Raw genomic sequence first — 19376 nt, forward strand, 5'->3', positions numbered from 1 at the left:
TGCGGCTGAGTTTGCCTATCAGGTGATCCAGGGCGTGGTGCATCTTTTCGGCGGCACCGTCGATGGCCAGCTCCAGCGAGTCGGCCTTGTGGGTGACCGACAGCGGATCGTGGTGCTTCAGGCGCGCCTCGATCTGGCAGCGTTTGTCCTGAGGGCCGCTTCGCGATGCGTTTTCGTCGTTCAGGTGCACCTCGAGCCGCGTCAGGTACTCATCGAAACGTTCCAGCTCACCTTCGAGGGTGGCGCGTACGCGCTCTTCCAGCGCTTGAGAAACGGTGATGCTGTGATTGCTGTTGACCTGAATGTGCATGCAAGTCTCCTGTCAGGCGCATTGCGCGCAATGGCTTGGAAGGCGGTGTTTCCTGCCGCCCTCCCTAGTTACGACGGATCAGTCGATACAGGGTTCCGAGCCGAATGCTTGCGCCATGTGTGTTGCGCTTCAGGAGTATTCCGGGCGTGCGGCCAGTCCCGTCCTGAGCGCCTCGATGAGCCCGCCGACCTTCGCCGACAGCAGCCGTCGCTGGGGGTACACCGCCCAGACGGCCGTGTCCGGCGGCTGGTTGGGCTCCAGCAGGGAGACCAGCTCGCCGCGCTGGAGCGGCTCCTGGACGTAGTAATCGGGCAGCTGGCACAGGCCGAAGCCGCGCAGGGCGGCATCGAGCACGGCCTGGCCGCTGTTGCAGCGCCAGTTGCCGCTGGGCTTGAACAGGTGCTCGCGGCCGTCGAGCCGGAATGTCCAGGTATCGCCGGTGCCGATCAGGCAGTTGTGCCGGCTCAGTTCGGACAGGGTATGGGGCGTGCCGTAGCGCTCCAGGTAGGCCGGTGCGGCACACAGGTACATGGCGCGCGGTGCCAGGCGGGTGGCCACCAGGCGCGACTCGCTGAGCCGGCCGAGGCGGATGGCCAGGTCGTAGCCTTCCTGAACCAGGTCGAGGGTGCGGTTGGTCAACTCGATCTCGACCCGCAGCTGCGGATGCCGGGCCATGAAGGCGTTGACCAGCGGGACGATGAAGCGCTCGCCATAGGCGACCGCCGCGGTCATCCGCAAAAGCCCCGCGGGTGCGCTGTGCAGGTCGCTGACGGCGAGGTAGGCCTGGTCGCGTTCCTCGATCAACCGCTGGCAACGCACGTAGAACGCCTGGCCGGCTTCGGTGAGCGACACGCGCCGGGTGGTGCGATAGAGCAGCCTGGCCTGCAGGCGCTCCTCCAGCGCGGCGACCTGCCGGCTGACGTGGGAAGAGGAAACCCGCAGGCGCTCGGCGGCGCGCTGAAAACCACCGCATTCGACCACGGCGACGAATTCGTCCAGACCGTCCCAGCGAAAACTGCCCATCGATTATCCCTGTGTGACAACAATGTTTTACTGATGCGTTGATTATCCCAGAGTACGGGTGAATTACACTGTCGCCTTCAAGCCCATGACAGGAGCCAGGCCATGACCATCAAATCCCGCGCTGCGGTAGCTTTCGCCCCGAACGAACCCCTGCAGATCGTCGAAGTCGACGTCCAGCCGCCAAAGGCGGGTGAGGTGCTCGTGCGCATCGTCGCGTCGGGCGTCTGCCACACCGATGCCTACACGCTCTCGGGGCAGGACTCCGAAGGCGTGTTCCCCTGCATCCTCGGCCACGAGGGCGGCGGCATCGTCGAGGCCGTCGGCGAGGGCGTGACCTCGGTGGCCGTCGGCGACCACGTGATTCCGCTGTACACCGCCGAATGCCGCGAGTGCAAATTCTGCAAGTCGGGCAAGACCAACCTGTGCAGCTCGGTGCGCGCGACCCAAGGCAAGGGTCTGATGCCCGACGGCACCAGCCGCTTCTCCTACCAGGGCCAGCCGGTCTACCACTACATGGGCACCTCGACCTTTTCGGAGTACACCGTGCTGCCCGAAGTCTCGGTCGCCAAGATTCCGAAGGAGGCGCCGCTGGAGAAGGTCTGCCTGCTCGGCTGCGGCGTGACCACCGGCATCGGTGCGGTGCTCAACACCGCCAAGGTGGAAGAGGGCGCCACGGTCGCCATCTTCGGGCTGGGCGGCATCGGTCTGGCGGCGATCATCGGCGCGACCATGGCCAAGGCGAGCCGGATCATCGCGATCGACATCAACCCCGCCAAGTTCGACATCGCCCGCGAACTGGGCGCGACCGACTTCGTCAATCCGAAGGAGCATGACAAGCCGATCCAGGACGTCATCGTCGAGATGACCGACGGCGGCGTCGATTACTCCTTCGAGTGCGTCGGCAGCGTCCAGCTGATGCGCGCCGCGCTCGAGTGCTGCCACAAGGGCTGGGGCGAGTCGACCATCATTGGCGTGGCGCCGGCCGGCCAGGAAATCAGCACCCGTCCGTTCCAGCTGGTCACCGGGCGCGTCTGGCGCGGTTCGGCCTTCGGTGGCGTCAAGGGCCGCACCGAACTGCCGAGCTACGTGGAAAAGGCGCAGAAGGGCGACATCCCGCTCGATACCTTCATCACCCACAACATGGGCCTGGACCAGATCAACGAGGCGTTCGAGCTGATGCACGAAGGCAAGAGCATCCGCACCGTCATCCATTTCTGATCCTTAGGGTGGATAACGCCGTCGCCAGACGGCTTATCCACCTCGACCAGTGGAAAAACCTTCACGGTTTTCCACCCTGCGCGAGGAATACCCATGACCCTTGAAAACATTTCCTGCCAGAAAAGCTTCGGCGGCTGGCACAAGCGTTATCGCCACCGGTCCAGCAGCCTCAATTGCGACATGGTGTTCGCCGTCTACCTGCCGCCGCAGGCCGAGCAGGGCGCCAGGCTGCCGGTACTCTACTGGCTGTCCGGGTTGACCTGTACCGACGAGAACTTCATGCAGAAGGCGGGGGCGATGCGCATGGCCGCCGAGCTTGGCCTGGTGATCGTCGCCCCCGACACCAGCCCGCGCGGCGAGGGCGTGCCCGACGATCCGCAGGGCGCCTGGGACTTCGGGCTCGGCGCGGGCTTTTATGTCAACGCGACCGAGGAACCCTGGGCCCGGCATTACCGCATGTACGACTACGTCGTGCAGGAGCTGCCGGCGCTGATCGAGGCCAACTTCCCGGTTTCCGACCGACGCGGTATCAGCGGCCATTCGATGGGCGGCCACGGCGCGCTGGTCTGCGCGCTGCGCAACCCGGGACGCTACCGGTCGCTCTCGGCGTTCGCGCCGATCACCCACCCGCTCGACTGCCCCTGGGGCGAGAAGGCCTTCAGCCTCTACCTGGGCGAAGACCGGGCGCGCTGGAAGGAGTGGGACGCCTGTGCGCTGATCGCTTCGGCGCAGGAGAAGTTGCCGATCCTGGTGGACCAAGGCGACCGCGACGACTTCATGGCCACCCAGCTCAAGCCCGAAGCCCTGCAGCAGGCGGCGAAGGCGGCAGGCCATCCTCTGACGCTGCGCCTGCAGCCCGGATACGACCACAGCTACTTCTTCATCGCGAGCTTCATCGAAGATCACCTGCGACACCACGCCGAGGCGTTGACCGCGTAGGGTGGATGACGGCGAAGCCTCATCCACGCGTTGGATGTGGCGGCGTTCGGATCAGCGGTGATTGGACGATCTCCGGCCCGCGTGGAAAACGCTTCGCGGTTTTCCACCCTACGCATGTCGCGATCCACATGGATAAAAAAAGGCCCGACCGGTCACCCGGTCGGGCCTTTTCCGTCAGCGGAGCTTAGAGCGACGGATAATCGGTATAGCCTTCCGCGCCCTTGGCGTAGAAGAGTTCCGGGCGCGGCTCGTTCAGCGGGGCGTCCTGGCGCAGGCGCTCGGGCAGGTCGGGGTTGGCGATGTAGGGAATGCCGAAGGCCACCGCATCGGCCTTGCCTTCAGCCAGCCAGGCGTTGGCCTGTTCCTTGGTGAAGCGCTCGTTGGCGATGTAGACCCCGCCGAAGTGCTGCTTCAGCGTCGGGCCGAGGCTGTCGGCGCCTGCCTTCTCGCGGGTGCAGATGAAGGCAATGCCGCGGGCGCCGAGTTCGCGGGCGACGTAGCCGAAGGTGTCCGCCAGGTTGGAATCGCCCATGTCGTGGGAATCGGCACGAGGAGCCAGATGGACGCCGACGCGTCCCGGTCCCCAGACGCCGATCGCCGCGTCGGTGACTTCCAGCATCAGCCGTGCGCGGTTCTCGATGGAGCCGCCGTAGGCATCGGTGCGCGTGTTGGTCTTGTCCTGCAGGAACTGGTCGAGCAGGTAGCCGTTGGCGCCATGGATCTCGACGCCGTCGAAGCCGGCTTTCTTGGCGTTTTCGGCGCCCTTGCGGTAGGCCTCGACAATGCCGGGGATCTCGCTGGTCTCGAGGGCGCGCGGGGTCACGTAGTCCTTCATCGGGCGGATGAGGCTGACGTGGCCCGCCGGCTGGATGGCACTCGGCGCGACCGGCAGCTGGCCGTCCAGGTAGACCGGGTCGGAGATGCGCCCGACGTGCCACAGTTGCAGGATGATCTTGCCGCCCTTGGCATGCACGGCCGCGGTGATCTTCTTCCAGCCTTCGACCTGCTCGTCGGACCAGATGCCGGGGGTGTCCGGATAGCCGACGCCCATCGGCGTGACCGACGTCGCCTCGCTGATGATCAGGCCGGCCGATGCGCGCTGTGCGTAGTATTCGGCCATCAGGTCGCCGGGGACACGGCCGGGTTCTGCGCGGCAGCGCGTCAGCGGCGCCATGACGATGCGGTTGGTCAGGTGCAGGTCGCCGATGATGATCGGGTCGAACAGAGTAGGCATGCGTGAGGCTCCGGTTGCGAAGGTTCAGGGGTGTCCGGTCAGAGTTCCCGACCGAGGCGCTCGACGAAGGCCTCGATGGCCTCCTCGTTGCGCTTGAAGAAGTGCCACTGGCCGACCTTGCGGCTGGTGACCAGCCCGGCCCGTTGCAAGGTGGCCAGGTGTGCCGAAACGGTGGATTGCGAGAGCCCGGCGCGCTGGTCGATCTGCCCCGCGCAGACGCCGCTTTCCAGCGGGTGCTCCTGGTCGGGGAAATTGCCCTGCGGGTCCTTGAGCCAGTCGAGGATCTGGCGCCTGAGCGGATGGGCCAGGGCCTTGAGGATGTCGTCGAGTTCGTCGGGCATGGGAAGGCCGAATGAATATCGTGTTGGGGCGAACTTTATATCGGCCTTGACCGATATGAGATCGATTCGGTCGATGGTCATCATCAGCGGTTTCGATCCGCCCATCGTTCGTGACGACGTTCACGCAGTCACCGGCTCCTGTAGAATCGCCGCTCGCTTCTGCTTGGGTGGACATCACTATGCGTATCGGCCACGGTTACGACGTGCATCGCTTCGGCGAGGGGACCTTCATCACCCTCGGCGGTGTACGCATTCCCCATACCTGCGGGCTACTGGCCCATTCCGATGGTGACGTGCTGCTGCACGCGCTGTGCGACGCGCTGCTGGGCGCCGCGGCGCTGGGCGACATCGGCAAGCATTTCCCCGATACCGACCCGCAGTTCAAGGGCGCCGACAGCCGGGTCCTGCTGCGCCACGTGGTCGCCCAGGTGCGTGCCCGCGGCTGGCAGGTCGGCAACGTCGACGCCACCATCGTCGCCCAGGCGCCGAAAATGGCGCCGCACATCGAGACCATGCGCACCTCCATCGCCGAGGATCTGGAAGTGGAAATGGACCAGGTCAACGTGAAGGCGACCACGACCGAAAAACTCGGTTTCGTCGGGCGCGAAGAGGGCATTGCGGTCCACGCCGTCGCGCTGCTGGTCAAGGCATGACCGAAGATCAGCTGCTCGGCCCCCGGGCCCATGGCGAGCCCTGCGGCCAGGCCGTGCTCAAGGCGGTGGCCGAGGACTTTCAGGTCGACGAGGTGCTCGACATCCCGTTGTCGGGCGAGGGCGAGCACCTGTGGCTGTGGGTCGAAAAGCGCAACCTGAATACCGAGGAGGCGGCACGGCGTCTCGCGCGCGCCGCCGGTGTGCCGCTGCGGGCGATCAGCTACGCCGGGCAGAAGGACCGCCAGGCGCTGACGCGCCAGTGGTTCAGCCTGCACCTGCCCGGCAAGGCCGACCCGGATCTCGCCGCCGCCGAGAACGACAGCCTGCGCCTGCTCAGGCAGATGCGGCATCAGCGCAAGCTGCAGCGCGGTGCGCATTCGGCCAATGGATTCACGCTGCGCCTGACCGACCTGCAGGCCGATCGCCAGGCGCTCGAAGCGCGCCTGGAGCGCATTCGCCAGCAGGGGGTGCCCAACTATTACGGTCCCCAGCGTTTCGGCTACCAGGGCGGTAACCTCGCCGGTGCCCGCGAACATGCCGAGCGGGGCGAGCTGCCGGAGTCGCGCAACCTTCGCTCACGGCTGCTTTCGGCGGCGCGCAGCTACCTGTTCAACCGTATCCTCGCCGAACGGGTCGCGGCGGGCAGCTGGAACCGCGCGCAGGTCGGCGATCTGCTGGCCTTCACCGACAGTCGCAGTCATTTCGCCGCCGGCGAAGCCGAATGCAGCGACCCGCGGCTGGCCATTCTCGACCTGCATCCGACCGCTGCGCTATGGGGGCAGGGCGATTCGCCCGCGACCGGCGCCACCGCGATGCTCGAGCGCCAGGTGGCCGAGGCCGAACCGGCATTGACCGCCTGGCTGGCGCAAGCGCGACTGGAGCACGAACGGCGTATTCTTCGCCTCCCAATTGGGGGCCTGTCGTGGCATTATCCCGAGCCTGACATTCTGCAACTGGAATTCGTCCTGCCGACCGGATGCTTCGCCACTGCCGTGGTTCGTGAGCTGGTCAGCCTGGCAGGGCAGACGGACATCTGATGCGTATTCTGATCGCCAACGACGACGGGGTGTATGCACCTGGGCTCGCCGCGCTTTATGACGCGCTGGCGGATTACGCCGAGTGCCAGGTCATCGCCCCGATCCAGGACATGAGCGGCGCCAGCAGCGCGCTGACCCTGGATCGCCCGCTTCACCCGGTCACCATGCCGAACGGTTTCATCGGTCTCAACGGATCGCCCACCGACTGCGTTCACCTGGGTATCAACGGCATGCTCGAGCAGGCGCCGGACATGGTCGTCTCGGGGATCAACCTGGGTGCCAACCTGGGGGACGACGTGCTCTATTCGGGCACCGTGGCCGCCGCCATCGAAGGGCGCTTCACCGGCATGCCGGCGTTCGCCTTTTCCCTGGTCTCGCGTCAGCCGGACAACCTCCCGACCGCCGCCTACATCGCCCGCACGCTGGTGGAAAACCATGCGCGCCTGCAGGTGCCTGAGCGCACGGTGCTCAGCATCAACGTGCCGAACCTGCCGCTGGACCATATCCGCGGCATTCAGCTGACGCGCCTGGGGCACCGGCGACGCGCCAAGGCCCCGGTCAAGGTGGCCAACCCGCGGGGCAAGGAGGGCTACTGGATTTCGGCAGCCGGAGACGTCGAGGATGGCGGGCCGGGTACCGATTTCCACGCGGTGATGCAGGGCTATGTTTCGGTCACCCCGCTGCAGCTCGATCGCACCTTTCACGAGGCGTTCCAGGGCCTCGACCGTTGGCTGGAGGGGTTGCTGTGATCAGGCGTGGACCAGACGATTTCCTGCGCAACGGCACCGGCATGACCTCCCAGCGCACCCGCGACCGACTCATACAGCGCCTGTACGAGGAAGGGTTGTCGGACCCGAAGGTGCTCGAGGTGATCCGACGCACGCCGCGTCACCTGTTCGTCGACGAGGCCCTGGCGCATCGGGCCTACGAGGACACGGCGCTGCCGATCGGGCATAACCAGACCATTTCGCAGCCGTTCATGGTCGCGCGCATGAGCGAGCTGCTGATCGCCGACGGCCCGCTGGACAAGGTGCTGGAGATCGGCACCGGCTCCGGTTACCAGACCGCCGTGCTGGCGCAACTGGTCGAGCGGGTGTTTTCGGTCGAGCGAATCCAGGCGCTGCAGGATCGCGCCAAGGAGCGTCTGGTCGAACTCAAATTACGCAATGTGGTCTTTCGCTGGGGTGATGGTTGGGAAGGCTGGTCGGCACTGGCGCCCTACAATGGCATCATCGTTACCGCAGCGGCAGCCGACGTGCCTCAGGCATTGCTCGACCAACTTGCACCCGGTGGTCGACTGGTGATTCCGGTCGGCGCGGGTGATGTCCAGCAACTGATGCTGATCATTCGAGAGGAAAACGGTTTTTCCCGCCACATGCTGGATACCGTACGTTTCGTGCCGCTGCTCAATGGACCTGTAGTTTGACGATTCAGCGGAAGGAAACATGAAGAAGGCTTTATTGCTGTACGCCAAGGGCATCGCCATGGGCGCGGCCGACGTGGTACCGGGCGTTTCGGGCGGCACCGTCGCGTTCATCACCGGGATCTACGACGAACTGCTGCGGTCGATTTCCGCCGTCCCCAATGCGGCAGTGCAGCTCCTGCGCGGCCGGGTGCGTGAAGCCTGGCAGACCGCGAACCTGTCGTTCCTGCTGATCCTCTTCGGCGGCGTCTTCACCAGCATCATCAGCCTCGCGCGGCTGATCTCCTACCTGCTCGAGCATCATCCGATTCCCGTCTGGTCGTTCTTCTTCGGGCTGATCCTGGTGTCGGTGCACATCGTCGCCAAGGACATCGGGCGCTGGGGAGCCGGCCGCGTGGTGGCCCTGCTGCTGGGCATCGCCTTCGCCTACTGGATCACCGTGGCCGAGCCCGTGCAGTGGGGCACCGACGGTTTCAGCCTGTTCCTGGCCGGGGCCATCGCCATCTGCGCGATGATCCTGCCCGGCATTTCCGGCAGTTTCATCCTCCTGCTGCTTGGCCTGTATCCGGTGATCCTGGCCGCGGTGAAGGGCTTCGAAGCCGGAATCCTGCTGACCTTCCTGGCCGGCTGCGTGGTGGGGCTGCTGACCTTCGCCCGCCTGGTGAGCTGGATGCTCAAGCGCTGGCGCGACCTGACCCTGGCCTTCCTGACCGGACTGATGCTCGGCTCGCTGAACAAGGTCTGGCCCTGGAAGGAAACCCTGACCTGGCGAGTCAACTCCCACGGCGAGCAAGTGCCGCTGCTGGAGCGAAACCTGTCGCCGGGTGCCTTTGCCGACATCACCGGGCAGGATCCTCACCTCGTGCTCGCCCTGATGCTGGCCTTCGCCGGTATAGCGCTCGTGCTCGGTATCGAATGGATCGCCGCGCGCCACCAGCCCGTTGCCGAAAACGCCTAGGAGTCGATGATGTACCGGAGCGTCAGTTGAGGCATCTTTCCAGCCAGCCGTTCAGCTCCCCGACACCCGCCAGCCCCGTCGTCTGCGTGTTGCTGCTGGCCGCGCTGCTGACCGGCTGTGCGGCGTCCCCTTCCGGTGGCGTCCAGGTGGTCGATCGCAACGCACGGGCTCCGGTCACCAGTGGCCAGTACACCGTTCAGCGAGGCGACACCCTGTATGCCATCGCCTTTCGCTTCGGCTGGGACTGGAAACAGCTGGCGCAGCGCAATGGCATTCAGCCGCCCTACGTGATCTACCCGGGTCAGCGCATTCGCTTCGATGGCCATTCGTCGGCTGCTTCGGTCGCCACGGCACCGCCGCGCCGCGTGACGCCAGCGGCACCTCCGCCGCCAGCCACCTCCTCGCCGGTGATCGTCTCCACACCAGCTTCCCAGCCGCCAGTCTCGACAACGCCTGCGACACAGCCGGTGAACAAGCCTGCCACCACACCTGTGACGCCGGTCACACGGTCGGCCAGCGGTTGGGCATGGCCGGCGAACGGCCCGATCATCGGCGTTTTTTCCTCAAACGGAAGTTTGAATAAAGGAATTGATATCGCCGGGGAATTAGGACAGCCTGTTTTAGCTGCTTCTGATGGGACCGTCGTGTACGCCGGTAGCGGTTTGCGGGGCTACGGCGAACTGGTGATCATCAAGCACAACGATACCTACGTAAGCGCCTACGGTCATAACCGGAGGCTGCTGGTTCGGGAGGGCGAACAGGTCAAAGCCGGGCAAACCATTGCCGAGATGGGTTCGACAGGAACCGACCGGGTGAAGCTGCATTTCGAGATTCGCCGCCAGGGTAAACCGGTAGATCCCCAGCAATACCTGCCTAAACGTTGACCTGACTCCTGACCGTCCGGCACGAATAGGCTCAGCGCTGCCACGGTTGGTGTCGCCGAGCCTGTTGTCGAACTCAGCAAAGGACAACAATAATGGCTCTCGAAAAAGAAGCGCCGGAGTTTGACTTAGACGACGAGGTCCTGCTGATGGACCCCGCTATAGTCTTCGAGGGTGCCCGACCGGCGTCCACGCCTTCTTCCGGCAGCAAGGCGAAAACCGCGTCTTCCCCCAAGCAACACAAGTTCATCGACTACAGCCGGGCGCTCGACGCCACGCAGCTGTACCTCAACGAAATCGGCTTTTCGCCACTCCTGTCTCCTGCCGAAGAAGTGCATTTCGCGCGCCTTGCCCAGAAGGGCGATCCGGCGGGGCGAAAGCGGATGATCGAGAGCAACCTGCGACTGGTGGTCAAGATCGCGCGCCGCTACGTCAATCGCGGTCTCTCGCTGCTGGACCTGATCGAGGAAGGCAATCTGGGCCTGATCCGCGCGGTCGAGAAATTCGATCCGGAGCGGGGCTTCCGCTTCTCGACCTACGCGACCTGGTGGATCCGCCAGACCATCGAGCGGGCGATCATGAACCAGACCCGCACGATCCGCCTGCCGATCCACGTGGTCAAGGAACTCAACGTCTACCTGCGCGCCGCTCGCGAGCTGACCCAGAAGCTCGACCACGAACCGAGCCCGGAAGAGATTGCCAACCTGCTTGAGAAGCCGGTGTGCGAGGTCAAGCGCATGCTGGGGTTGAACGAGCGGGTCACCTCGGTGGACATCTCCCTGGGCCCGGACACCGACAAGACGCTGCTCGACACCCTCACCGATGAAAAGCCTTCCGACCCCTGCGAACTGCTGCTCGACGACGATCTGTCACAGAGCATCGACCAGTGGCTTTCGGACCTGACCGAGAAGCAGCGCGACGTGGTGATTCGCCGGTTCGGCCTGCGCGGCCATGAGAGCTGCACGCTCGAGGAGGTCGGCCAGGAGATCGGCCTGACCCGCGAGCGCGTCCGTCAGATCCAGGTCGAGGCGCTCAAGCGCCTGCGCGAGATCCTCGAGCGCAACGGCCTGTCCAGCGACGCCTTGTTCCAGTAAAACCCGCAGCTTCGCCTCTGCCATGCCCGGCCTCGTTGCCGGGCATTGTCTTTTCTTGCGCACCCTATTTTCAGCGAAACGACGCTTTACCTCGCCCCTTGTAGGCATTCGCTTACAGGATCTGTAAGCCAAGCTCGAAAATGCCGTTTGTGCAGGCGACATTGGAAGTAGGGCTTCGCATAAGCAATTGTTTTGTAAATAAAAAATATCCATGCTCAGGTATTTTTCGTGGTGATGGCGGGATTTATTTCGAGTTGCTGTGGTCGGCCAGATCCTTACTATCGCACCTGTGCTTAGGGACAAGCACAGGCCGCCAGGGAAGGGGGTCAGGAACAATCAAGGGCATGATTCATCAGGACGATGGCTAGGAAGCAAGGGAAATGGACTAAAGAGGGCGGGGGTTCAACCCCGCCCCTTTTTTTTTTTTGCCCGCGCAAAGGCGAACCCTCCCGCGGCGCCGGAGCCTAATGGACGTGTCCCATTGCAGGAGTACGGCCATGAGCGGTGACGATAAACAGCAGCAACCGGTTCCGGACGAAGATCCCATCAAGCGCAGCCCCACGGATGCCGACGAGGATCAGCTGGACGAAGCGCTGGAGGAAACCTTTCCCGCCAGCGATCCCATCTCCCCCTGATGCCCGATAGCGCTTCGCCGCTGAGTCTGCAGTGAGCGAAGCGCCAGACCGATCCCTAACCATCCAAACGATACGCCCGGACACGGCCTCCGCTGAGCTCAGCGAGGCGCAGGCGCGCGTACCAGCGCGACCAGCGGCTTGTGGCGGCTGTAGCGCCGGTATCGGTCGGCCAGCGGGCCTGGCAGCTGCATGCAGGCTGCGAAGCCCCGCCTGGCGTAAAAGCCTTCCAGATTCGGGTGGCAGAACAGCCACAGATTCCCATCCACCGATTCCGCGGCCCGGCTCAGCAAGGCGCTGGCGATACCGGCCCGGCGGTGCGTCCCGGCGACCAGCAGGCCGGTCAGCCAGCAGCCGTCTTCCACCGGTGACAGGCACAGCCCTGCAATGATCTGCGGCGCCCGGGCCACCCAGAGGGAGGCCTGCGCCGGGGTGCGCATGGCGCTGCGCTGCTCGCGATAGAACTTGTCCAGCAAGGGGCGCTGCAGCGAAGGGAGGGGCAGGTACTGGATCGGGTCCACGAAATCTTCCAGGGCGATGCGGTCAGGGCGGCCGATCGGCGAACGCAACGTCGCCGGACTGACTATAACGAATAAGGAGGTCGAGTCCGAAACGTGGCGCGCTGCCAATTTATTGACCGTCTATCAGGTCCATGCATTTTTTAGGGGCCTGCGCGCTCTCAACAAACGAGTCCATTCCAACGACAGGAATAACAACATGTTGGACCTACTGATCGTGGCGGCTTTCATTATCTACGGCCTGAGCGCAGGCCTGCGAGCACGAAGCAAGGCGTCTCAGAGTCTTAATGAGTACTTCCTGGCCGGTAACAGCATCAAGGGCTGGAAAGCCGGCTTTTCCATGTCTGCCACTCAATTCGCCGCCGACACGCCGCTGCTGGTCACCGGGCTGGTCGCGACGGCGGGCGTCTTCGCGCTATGGCGCTTGTGGATATACGGGCTGGCCTTCCTGTTGCTGGCCTTCGTTTTCGCGGTGGGATGGCGGCGCGCCGGGGTGCTCACCGATGCGGAGCTGACCCGGGTTCGCTACAGCGGGCGGGGCGTGACGCCGCTGCGCCTGCTCAAGGCCATCTATTACGGCACGGTGATCAACTGCGTGGTGCTGGCGATGGTGCTGGTGGCCGCGATTCGAATCGCCGAGGTCTTCCTGCCCTGGCACGACTGGCTGCCGTCGGGCATCTACGATCCCATCGTGGGCTTCGTCCAGGCCACCGGCATACGGCTGGGTGAAAGCATAACCGGGCTGGACCCGGCGATGATGAGCGCCAACAACCTCATCTCCATCCTGACCATCCTGATCTTCACGGCGATGTATTCGATCACCGGCGGCCTGCGTGCGGTGATCCAGACCGACGTGGTGCAATTCAGCGTCGCGATGCTCGGCACCCTGGCCTATGCCTGGTTCGTCGTCGATGCGGCTGGCGGGCTCGGCGGGCTGACCGATCGCATCGTCGAGATCTACGGGGTCGACCAGGCGAGCAAGATGCTGTCCTTCTCGCCGCCGTCCAACGCCGGCGAGGCGCTGATGCCGTTCCTGGTCATCATCGGGTTGCAGTGGTTCTTCCAGATGAACTCCGACGGCACCGGCTACCTGGCGCAGCGAAGCATGGCCTGTACCAACGACCGAGAGGCGCGCATCGCCGGGCTGGTCTTCACCTGGTTGCAGATCTTCCTGCGCAGCCTGTTCTGGCTTGCCATCGCCATCGGCCTGCTGGTGCTCTATCCGTTCTCCGTCGGCGACATGTCGGGCGACGGCTTCACCGCAGGGCGCGAGGCGCTCTTCGTCCAGGGCATCAACGACCTGCTGCCGCCAGGGGTCCGCGGTCTGATGCTGGTCGGCCTGCTGGCCGCGCTGGCCTCGACGGTGGACACTCACCTCAACTGGGGCGCGTCCTACTGGAGCAACGACGTCTACGGCGGTGTCGTCGCGCCGCACCTGCTCAAGCGCAAGCCCAAGGACCGCGAGCTGGTGCTGGTGGCGCGGCTGTCCAACGTGCTCATCCTGGTGATCGCGATGATCATCATGGCCAACCTGGGGTCGATCCAGACCGCGTGGTTCATATCGCTGCTGTTCGGCGCCGGGATGGGATCGGTGCTGGTGCTGCGCTGGCTCTGGGAGCGGATCAACCTGTACTCGGAACTCGCGGCGATGGGCGCCTCGCTGATCACGGCGCCCTTGCTGCTCTACTTCCTCGGTACCGATCCGGATGGCGAGTGGATTCGCCTGGGCATCATGGCCCTGGTCACGACCAGCGTCGCGATCCTGGTGACCTTCATCACCCCCGAGACCGACGACTCGACGCTCAAGCGCTTCTACGAGCGTGTGCGGCCCCTGGGCTTCTGGCCACGGGCGGCGTCCCTGTGTGGCGCGAGCAACAGCGCGTCGATGAAGGCCCTCGGCGTGCGGCTGGGCGCGGTGGCGACGACCGCCATTTCGCTGTATTCGCTGCTGGTTGGGGTAGGGCGGCTGATGTTCCCTCCGCCGGAGGGCAGCGTCGTGCTCAGCTGGGTGTGCATCGTGATCGGCCTGGTGTTAATTCCCATCTGGTTGCGCATCGCGCTGCGTCGCGATTTCGATGTGGTTCCCGAAGACGAACCGCTGATGAAACCCTCCGGCGCGGCCAACCGGGCCTGACTGAACGGAGGGGACGGTTCGCCGTCTCCTCCGTTATGTTTTTTGCGCCAGAATATATGTCACCTGATATGACGAAACATGCCCGGCTCAATGTAAGTCCGGCGCTTCGCTTGTTGCCGCTTGCGCTTGTTAGTACCTGTTATCGCTTTTTTTCAATGTTACGTGAACGCTTACATACATGCTTTGTCCTTTGTGTACGCTGTGCGATTACCGTATCTGCGTTTCCCCTCGACAGAACAAGAGGCAGAGTCATGAACCGACTTTTCAAATCATCCCTGTTAGTCGCCGCGATGTTCCCTGTAGCCGCACTCGCGGTTCCGGTAGCGGGAGATCAAGAAGTTACGCTCAGTGGCGCGGGCAGTAGTGACAAGGACTTCGACGATACCATTCTGTCGGTCCAGGGTAGTTGGGGTAGATATCTGGACGACTCCTCCATGTGGGGTATTCGCCAGACCATCAATGCACGCGACACTGAAGGCGAGAGCGTCAAGTTCGACGGTTCCACTCGGGTATTCTACGACTACCATTTCGGAACCGGACCGGCTCGACCATTCGTGGGGGTAAGTGCCGGTGGCGTTTACGGCGAAGGTGTCGACGATACCTTCATGGCCGGTCCCGAAGTCGGTATCAAGTATTGGGTTCAGGAAAAGACGTTCATTACCGCAATGGCGGAATATCAGTTCCTGTTCAAGAGCGGCAGCGATGCGCGTAATCGTTATGACGATGGCGCGTTCTTCTACAGCGTGGGTATCGGCTACAACTTCTAAGTGTGGTCGGTTCAATAACGGCGCCTGCGGGCGCCGTTATTATTTGTGTCAGGAAGTTATCGGCCGTCCCGGTTGCAGACGAGGGACCGGCATGGGGTTTGTCGGCGGGGATATAGCGTCGCGTTCTGTGGTGTTCGTCGGGCAACCGGTTAAGCTGTTCGCCAGGAACCGGTTCGAGGGCTCAACGTGGACACGCTCGTAGATTTGCTTGGTATCGACACTCCCATCGTTCAGGCACCCATGGTGGGTGTCTCCACCCCGCGGCTGGCCGCGGCGGTCAGCGAGGCGGGCGGGCTCGGCTCGATAGGCGCGGGGGCCTGCACGGTCGAACAGGCGCGGGTGATGATCCGCGAAACGCGGGCGCTGACCGACAAGCCGTTCAACGTCAATTTCTTCTGCCATCGCCCGGCGCGCGCCGAACCCGACCGCGAGGCCGCCTGGCTGGCCCATCTGAAGCCCCGGTTCGCCGAATTCGGCGCGTTGCCACCGGCCGGGCTACGGGAGATCTACCGAAGCTTCGTCGAAGACGAGGCGATGCTGGCCATGCTGCTGGAGGAGCGCCCGGCGGTGGTCAGTTTCCATTTCGGCCTGCCGCCGGCCGCCTTCATCGAATCGCTGAAGGCGGCGGGTATCCGCTTGCTGGCCTGTGCCACCACCCTGGCCGAGGCCGAGCGGATCGAGGCGGCCGGCGTCGATGCGATCGTCGCCCAGGGGATCGAAGCGGGCGGGCATCGTGGCGTGTTCGATGACAGCAGCCGCGACGATGCGATCGGCACCTTGGCCCTGGTACGGCTGCTCGCCACGCGGACACGCCTGCCGATCCTCGCGGCCGGCGGGATCATGGATGGCCAAGGGATCAAGGCGGCGCGGGCGCTGGGGGCGGCTGGCGTTCAGCTGGGCACGGCGTTCATCCTCTGTCCGGAGTCGGCCGCCAACGCCGCCTACCGCGAGGCACTCAAGGGCGAGCGCGCCGCCCATACGCAGGTCACCTCGAATATCTCGGGACGGCCTGCCCGCGGCCTGCCCAACCGCATGTACCAGGAAATCGGCGGGCCCGGCGCCCCGGCCTTGCCCGATTACCCCATCGCCTACGATGCGGCCAAGGCGCTGCATGCCGCGGCCAGTGCGGCGGGCAGCGACGACTTCGCCGCGCAGTGGGCCGGGCAGGGCGCGCCGCTGGCGCGCGAGATGCCGGCGGGCGATCTGCTGCGCCTTTTGCGCGAGGAGATGGCCTAGTCGAACAGGCGGGTCTGATCGCGCCGGTTGCGTGCGCTCTCGAGCCGCTGGACGAACACCTGGCGCAGCTGGCGCGCGAGCAGCGCCGCCTGAGCCAGGTCGGCCAGGGTGTCCAGCGAAGCCTCTTCGTCTCCATAAGCGCGCCACACCGAGGCGACCGTCATCCTCGGCAACGGCCGCTCGATGAGTTCCAGGTCGTCCCCGGGTTCGACCGCGCCTTCCTGGACGGTCCGATAGAGCCAGCCGGTCAGCCCGGCCTGGGTCATGGTGCGCGCCAGGCCTGGCGCCTGGTGGCGGCGATCGAGGTTGACGCAGGGCACGCGGGGCTGGCTGATCTCGATGACCGCCGCGCCCCAGCGCAAGCGGTCGCCGATGCACACCGCCCGCTCGTCCAGGTCCCGCGTGGAGAGGTTCTCGCCGAAGGCCGGAACGGCGCAGCCGGCGAGCGCGGAAAACTGCCGGGCGAGCCTGGCGTAATGCTGCGCCGGGAAATGGCAGACGCTGCGGTCGGGGCCGCCGTGATAGCGCCGATCAGCGACCCGATCGCCCTTCAAACCGTCGCGGCCGAGCCAGACGCTGCCCTGGGCCGCGCGCTTGTCGATGGCCGATGGCTTGCCCGTGCCGGGAAGTGGTTCAAGCCGTTCGAGCAGGAAGGGGCCGGTCGCCTGCCAGCGCTGACTCATTCGGACGCCCCGGTGAGTCGTTGCAGTTCGCGCCGGACCATGGCGGCGAACTCCGGCGGCCCCATCGCGTAGAGTTGCGTCGCCACCCAGGCGAGCCAGCGGGGGCCCAGGGCGTCGCGCTGCTCCAGCAGGCGCCGGGCTTCGGCGGTGGCGCGTTCGGCCTGTTGCCGATGAAAGGTGGCGCGATCCATCGAAGGCTCCGTCGATCAGCGTGCGTGGCGCACTTGGTTGAAGGGGCGAGCCGCGCTAGGCTGCGGGCTCGGTCATAGCCAGCGAGCGCAACGATGCAGGGCCCCCTCGATTTCAAGCAGAAGATATCCCGCCAGCGGCCACACGGAAAATCGGAGTCCGGCATGCTCGAGACGGGCAACGTCGGCGCGCTGATCGATCAGCTCGAAAGCGATCGGGGCCGCATCATCAACTCCGCGGCGGTGCGCAGGCTACAACAAAAGACCCAGGTCTTCCCGCTCGAGCGCAACGCCGCGGTGCGCAGCCGGCTGACCCATTCGCTGGAGGTCCAGCAGACCGGGCGCTTCATCGTGCGCACGCTGTACAAGCAGCTGGGCGATCGCGCCGGGCAGTACGGGCTCGACGGGCTCGAGGGCGCGCTCGAAACCCTGGTGGAGATGTCCTGCCTGATGCACGACGTCGGCAATCCGCCGTTCGGGCATTTCGGCGAATACGCCATAGGCGACTGGTTCGGCGGCGCGCTGGATTCGCTGTTCGCCACCGCGGTGCCGCAGGAGCAGGGCGATCCCGAACTGCGCCAGCGCATGCTCACCGACCTCAAGAGCTTCGAGGGCAATGCGCAGGCCATCCGCCTGGTGGTCAAGCTGCTGCGGCTGAACCTGACCTACACCCAGACCGCCGGGCTGATCAAGTACGTGCGCCCGGCCTATCTGCCCAAACCGGAAAAGGGCAGCCCGTGCGCCTACCTGAACAAGAAGCCCGGCTTCTATCTCAGCGAGGAAGCCTTCGTCACCGAGCTGCGCGCGGCGCTAGGCATGCCGGACGGCACCCGTCACCCGGTGGCCTACATCATGGAAGCGGCGGACGACATTTCCTATTGCCTGGCCGACATCGAGGACTCGGTGGAGAAGGGCATCCTCGGCATCGAGCAGCTGGCGCAGCTGCTGGTCGAGAAGTTCGCCGAGCACAAGTCGCCCGACGCGCCGATTCCCGGCAAGCAGCAATCCTTTCGCGAACTCGTCCAGTACGCCCTGAAGCGTTCCCAGAACGAGCCGATCAACAAGGTCAGCGAGTTCTTCATCTGGTTGCGGGTGAACATGATCCACCCGCTGGTCCAGCATGCGGCCCGGCAGTTCATCGACAACATCGAGGCGGTGTACGAAGGAACCCTCGACCGCGCCCTGATGGAGGACGACAGCCTGCCCAATGCCATCGTCCAGACCTTCAAGGACGTCGCGATGGAGCGGGTCTTCTGTCATCCGGAGGTCGATACGCTGCAGCTGCAGGGCTACCGCATCCTGCAGGGTCTGCTGGATTTCTACGCGCCGCTGCTGCGCGTCTCGCCGCAGACCTTCGCCGAGCTGACCCAGGGCTGCTGCCGCCGCGAGCCGCATCTGCAGATGCTGGCCCGCCGCCTGCCGAGCCAGCAGGTAAAGGCCTACCACGAGGCGCTCAAGGAGGTGGAGGGGCGCGGGCCGGACGCGGGGCTCTGGGAGTTTTACCACCGCTGCCGGATGCTGCAGGACTTCATCAGCGGCATGACCGACCAGCATGCCCAGGACGAGTACCGTACCCTGTCGGCGATATAGCCGAACGGAAGCGGCGAACCGGCGAGCCGATGGGGCCCGGCTCGCCGTTCAGGTCGGGTTTACTGTTTGCCCTTGAGCAGGTCGCCCAAGCCGGCCAGGCCCTTGAAGGTGGTCTTGGGGCCTTTGTCCGCCCCGGGTGTCGACTCGGCGAAGTACTGGTTGTCGGTGTAGCGCGAGTGCTCGTTGTCGTGGCAGTACAGGCAAAGCAGCTCCCAGTTGGAGCCGTCTTCGGGGTTGTTGTCGTGGTTGTGGTCCTTGTGATGCACGGTCAGCTCGCTCAGGCGCTTGCCCGAGAATTCGCGGGCGCAGCGTCCGCAGACCCAGGGGTACATCTTCAGCGCCTTTTCGCGATAACCCTGCTCGCGCTGGCTGTAGGGAATCCTGCTTTTGGCGTTGTCATTCATGGAACGGTCCCGTCGGTGGTGGCTCTGCAATTCTAGCCCTGCCGCCCATGGCTGTCGCGGCCGGCACTGTATGGCAAAAATCCGCCGCGACTGTATCGGGCGCGCCGGGCGGC

At 64.9% G+C, this 19376-nt stretch carries 21 protein-coding genes and 1 pseudogene; 14 read left to right on the top strand and 8 right to left on the bottom strand.

What is annotated here, in order from left to right; genetic code table 11:
• Nucleotides 1-7 precede the first annotated feature (7 nt).
• Nucleotides 8-310: pseudogene (locus DN824_RS12575) on the bottom strand (HPF/RaiA family ribosome-associated protein); the annotation flags it as partial.
• A 129-nt stretch (nt 311-439) separates the two neighbouring features.
• Nucleotides 440-1333, bottom strand: coding sequence for a LysR family transcriptional regulator (locus DN824_RS12580; RefSeq protein WP_138408753.1), 894 nt, complete (start codon nt 1331-1333; stop codon nt 440-442).
• Nucleotides 1334-1435: 102 nt separating this feature from the next.
• On the opposite strand from DN824_RS12580, the gene DN824_RS12585 reads away from it, so the two are divergent.
• Entirely contained in the window at nt 1436-2551 is a 1116-nt protein-coding gene (locus tag DN824_RS12585; protein ID WP_138408754.1) for an S-(hydroxymethyl)glutathione dehydrogenase/class III alcohol dehydrogenase, read from the top strand.
• A 93-nt stretch (nt 2552-2644) separates the two neighbouring features.
• On the top strand, nt 2645-3490 hold the full coding sequence (gene fghA / locus DN824_RS12590; RefSeq protein WP_138408755.1) for an S-formylglutathione hydrolase: 846 nt from the start codon (nt 2645-2647) through the stop codon (nt 3488-3490).
• A 184-nt stretch (nt 3491-3674) separates the two neighbouring features.
• Here the strand turns inward: fghA and DN824_RS12595 are convergent, their stop codons facing one another.
• Nucleotides 3675-4724 (bottom strand): alkene reductase, encoded by a 1050-nt coding sequence (locus DN824_RS12595; RefSeq protein ID WP_138408756.1) that lies wholly within the window; start codon nt 4722-4724, stop codon nt 3675-3677.
• A 38-nt stretch (nt 4725-4762) separates the two neighbouring features.
• Nucleotides 4763-5065, bottom strand: coding sequence for an ArsR/SmtB family transcription factor (locus DN824_RS12600; RefSeq protein ID WP_138408757.1), 303 nt, complete (start codon nt 5063-5065; stop codon nt 4763-4765).
• 179 nt (nt 5066-5244) lie between these two features.
• On the opposite strand from DN824_RS12600, the gene ispF reads away from it, so the two are divergent.
• The 8 genes from ispF to DN824_RS22560 all read left to right on the top strand — a co-directional run bounded on the left by ispF (nt 5245) and on the right by DN824_RS22560 (nt 11746).
• Nucleotides 5245-5718, top strand: coding sequence for a 2-C-methyl-D-erythritol 2,4-cyclodiphosphate synthase (gene ispF, locus DN824_RS12605; protein WP_138408758.1), 474 nt, complete (start codon nt 5245-5247; stop codon nt 5716-5718).
• On the top strand, nt 5715-6755 hold the full coding sequence (gene truD, locus DN824_RS12610; RefSeq protein ID WP_138408759.1) for a tRNA pseudouridine(13) synthase TruD: 1041 nt from the start codon (nt 5715-5717) through the stop codon (nt 6753-6755). Before ispF ends, truD begins: the two co-directional genes overlap by 4 nt.
• Nucleotides 6755-7504: a 5'/3'-nucleotidase SurE gene (gene surE / locus DN824_RS12615; protein ID WP_138408760.1), complete on the top strand. Its 750-nt coding sequence runs from the start codon at nt 6755-6757 to the stop codon at nt 7502-7504. The genes truD and surE overlap by 1 nt, the downstream gene beginning before the upstream one ends.
• A 41-nt stretch (nt 7505-7545) precedes the next feature.
• Entirely contained in the window at nt 7546-8181 is a 636-nt protein-coding gene (locus DN824_RS12620; protein WP_138408805.1) for a protein-L-isoaspartate(D-aspartate) O-methyltransferase, read from the top strand.
• 19 nt (nt 8182-8200) lie between these two features.
• On the top strand, nt 8201-9136 hold the full coding sequence (locus tag DN824_RS12625) for a polyprenyl-phosphate transporter (RefSeq protein WP_138408761.1): 936 nt from the start codon (nt 8201-8203) through the stop codon (nt 9134-9136).
• 86 nt (nt 9137-9222) lie between these two features.
• Entirely contained in the window at nt 9223-10020 is a 798-nt protein-coding gene (locus tag DN824_RS12630) for a peptidoglycan DD-metalloendopeptidase family protein (protein ID WP_414718414.1), read from the top strand.
• A 92-nt stretch (nt 10021-10112) separates the two neighbouring features.
• Nucleotides 10113-11111 carry an RNA polymerase sigma factor RpoS gene (gene rpoS / locus DN824_RS12635; RefSeq protein ID WP_138408763.1) on the top strand — a complete coding sequence of 333 codons (999 nt, stop codon included), beginning with the start codon at nt 10113-10115 and terminating at the stop codon, nt 11109-11111.
• Nucleotides 11112-11608: 497 nt separating this feature from the next.
• A complete protein-coding gene (locus tag DN824_RS22560; RefSeq protein ID WP_174236506.1) occupies nt 11609-11746 on the top strand; it encodes a hypothetical protein in 138 nt (45 codons plus the stop codon).
• Between the two features lie 98 nt (nt 11747-11844).
• On the opposite strand, the gene DN824_RS12640 is transcribed toward DN824_RS22560, so the two are convergent.
• Nucleotides 11845-12264, bottom strand: a complete 420-nt coding sequence (locus tag DN824_RS12640; protein WP_174236507.1) for a GNAT family N-acetyltransferase — start codon at nt 12262-12264, stop codon at nt 11845-11847.
• A 196-nt stretch (nt 12265-12460) separates the two neighbouring features.
• Here DN824_RS12640 and DN824_RS12645 point away from each other — a divergent pair, with 196 nt between their 5' ends.
• The 3 genes from DN824_RS12645 to DN824_RS12655 all read left to right on the top strand — a co-directional run bounded on the left by DN824_RS12645 (nt 12461) and on the right by DN824_RS12655 (nt 16398).
• Complete coding sequence (locus DN824_RS12645; protein ID WP_138408764.1) at nt 12461-14395, top strand: sodium:solute symporter family protein; 1935 nt, start codon at nt 12461-12463, stop codon at nt 14393-14395.
• Between the two features lie 251 nt (nt 14396-14646).
• Nucleotides 14647-15162: a hypothetical protein gene (locus DN824_RS12650; RefSeq protein ID WP_174236508.1), complete on the top strand. Its 516-nt coding sequence runs from the start codon at nt 14647-14649 to the stop codon at nt 15160-15162.
• A gap of 186 nt (nt 15163-15348) precedes the next feature.
• On the top strand, nt 15349-16398 hold the full coding sequence (locus DN824_RS12655) for an NAD(P)H-dependent flavin oxidoreductase (RefSeq protein ID WP_282097007.1): 1050 nt from the start codon (nt 15349-15351) through the stop codon (nt 16396-16398).
• Here the strand turns inward: DN824_RS12655 and DN824_RS12660 are convergent.
• A complete protein-coding gene (locus DN824_RS12660; RefSeq protein ID WP_138408765.1) occupies nt 16395-17081 on the bottom strand; it encodes an MOSC domain-containing protein in 687 nt (228 codons plus the stop codon). The two genes, DN824_RS12655 and DN824_RS12660, sit on opposite strands and share 4 nt — an antisense overlap.
• The gene (locus tag DN824_RS12665; RefSeq protein WP_138408766.1) at nt 17078-17272 is read right to left on the bottom strand and encodes a hypothetical protein; all 195 of its coding nucleotides are present in this window, start codon (nt 17270-17272) and stop codon (nt 17078-17080) included. The genes DN824_RS12660 and DN824_RS12665 overlap by 4 nt, the downstream gene beginning before the upstream one ends.
• A gap of 93 nt (nt 17273-17365) precedes the next feature.
• Here DN824_RS12665 and dgt point away from each other — a divergent pair, with 93 nt between their 5' ends.
• Nucleotides 17366-18859 (top strand): dGTPase, encoded by a 1494-nt coding sequence (dgt, locus tag DN824_RS12670; RefSeq protein ID WP_138408767.1) that lies wholly within the window; start codon nt 17366-17368, stop codon nt 18857-18859.
• Between the two features lie 59 nt (nt 18860-18918).
• Here dgt and DN824_RS12675 read toward each other — a convergent pair whose 3' ends face one another.
• Complete coding sequence (locus DN824_RS12675) at nt 18919-19263, bottom strand: YajD family HNH nuclease (protein ID WP_138408768.1); 345 nt, start codon at nt 19261-19263, stop codon at nt 18919-18921.
• Nucleotides 19264-19376 lie beyond the last annotated feature (113 nt).

The organism is Stutzerimonas nosocomialis (assembly GCF_005876855.1).
GTDB lineage: Bacteria > Pseudomonadota > Gammaproteobacteria > Pseudomonadales > Pseudomonadaceae > Stutzerimonas > Stutzerimonas nosocomialis.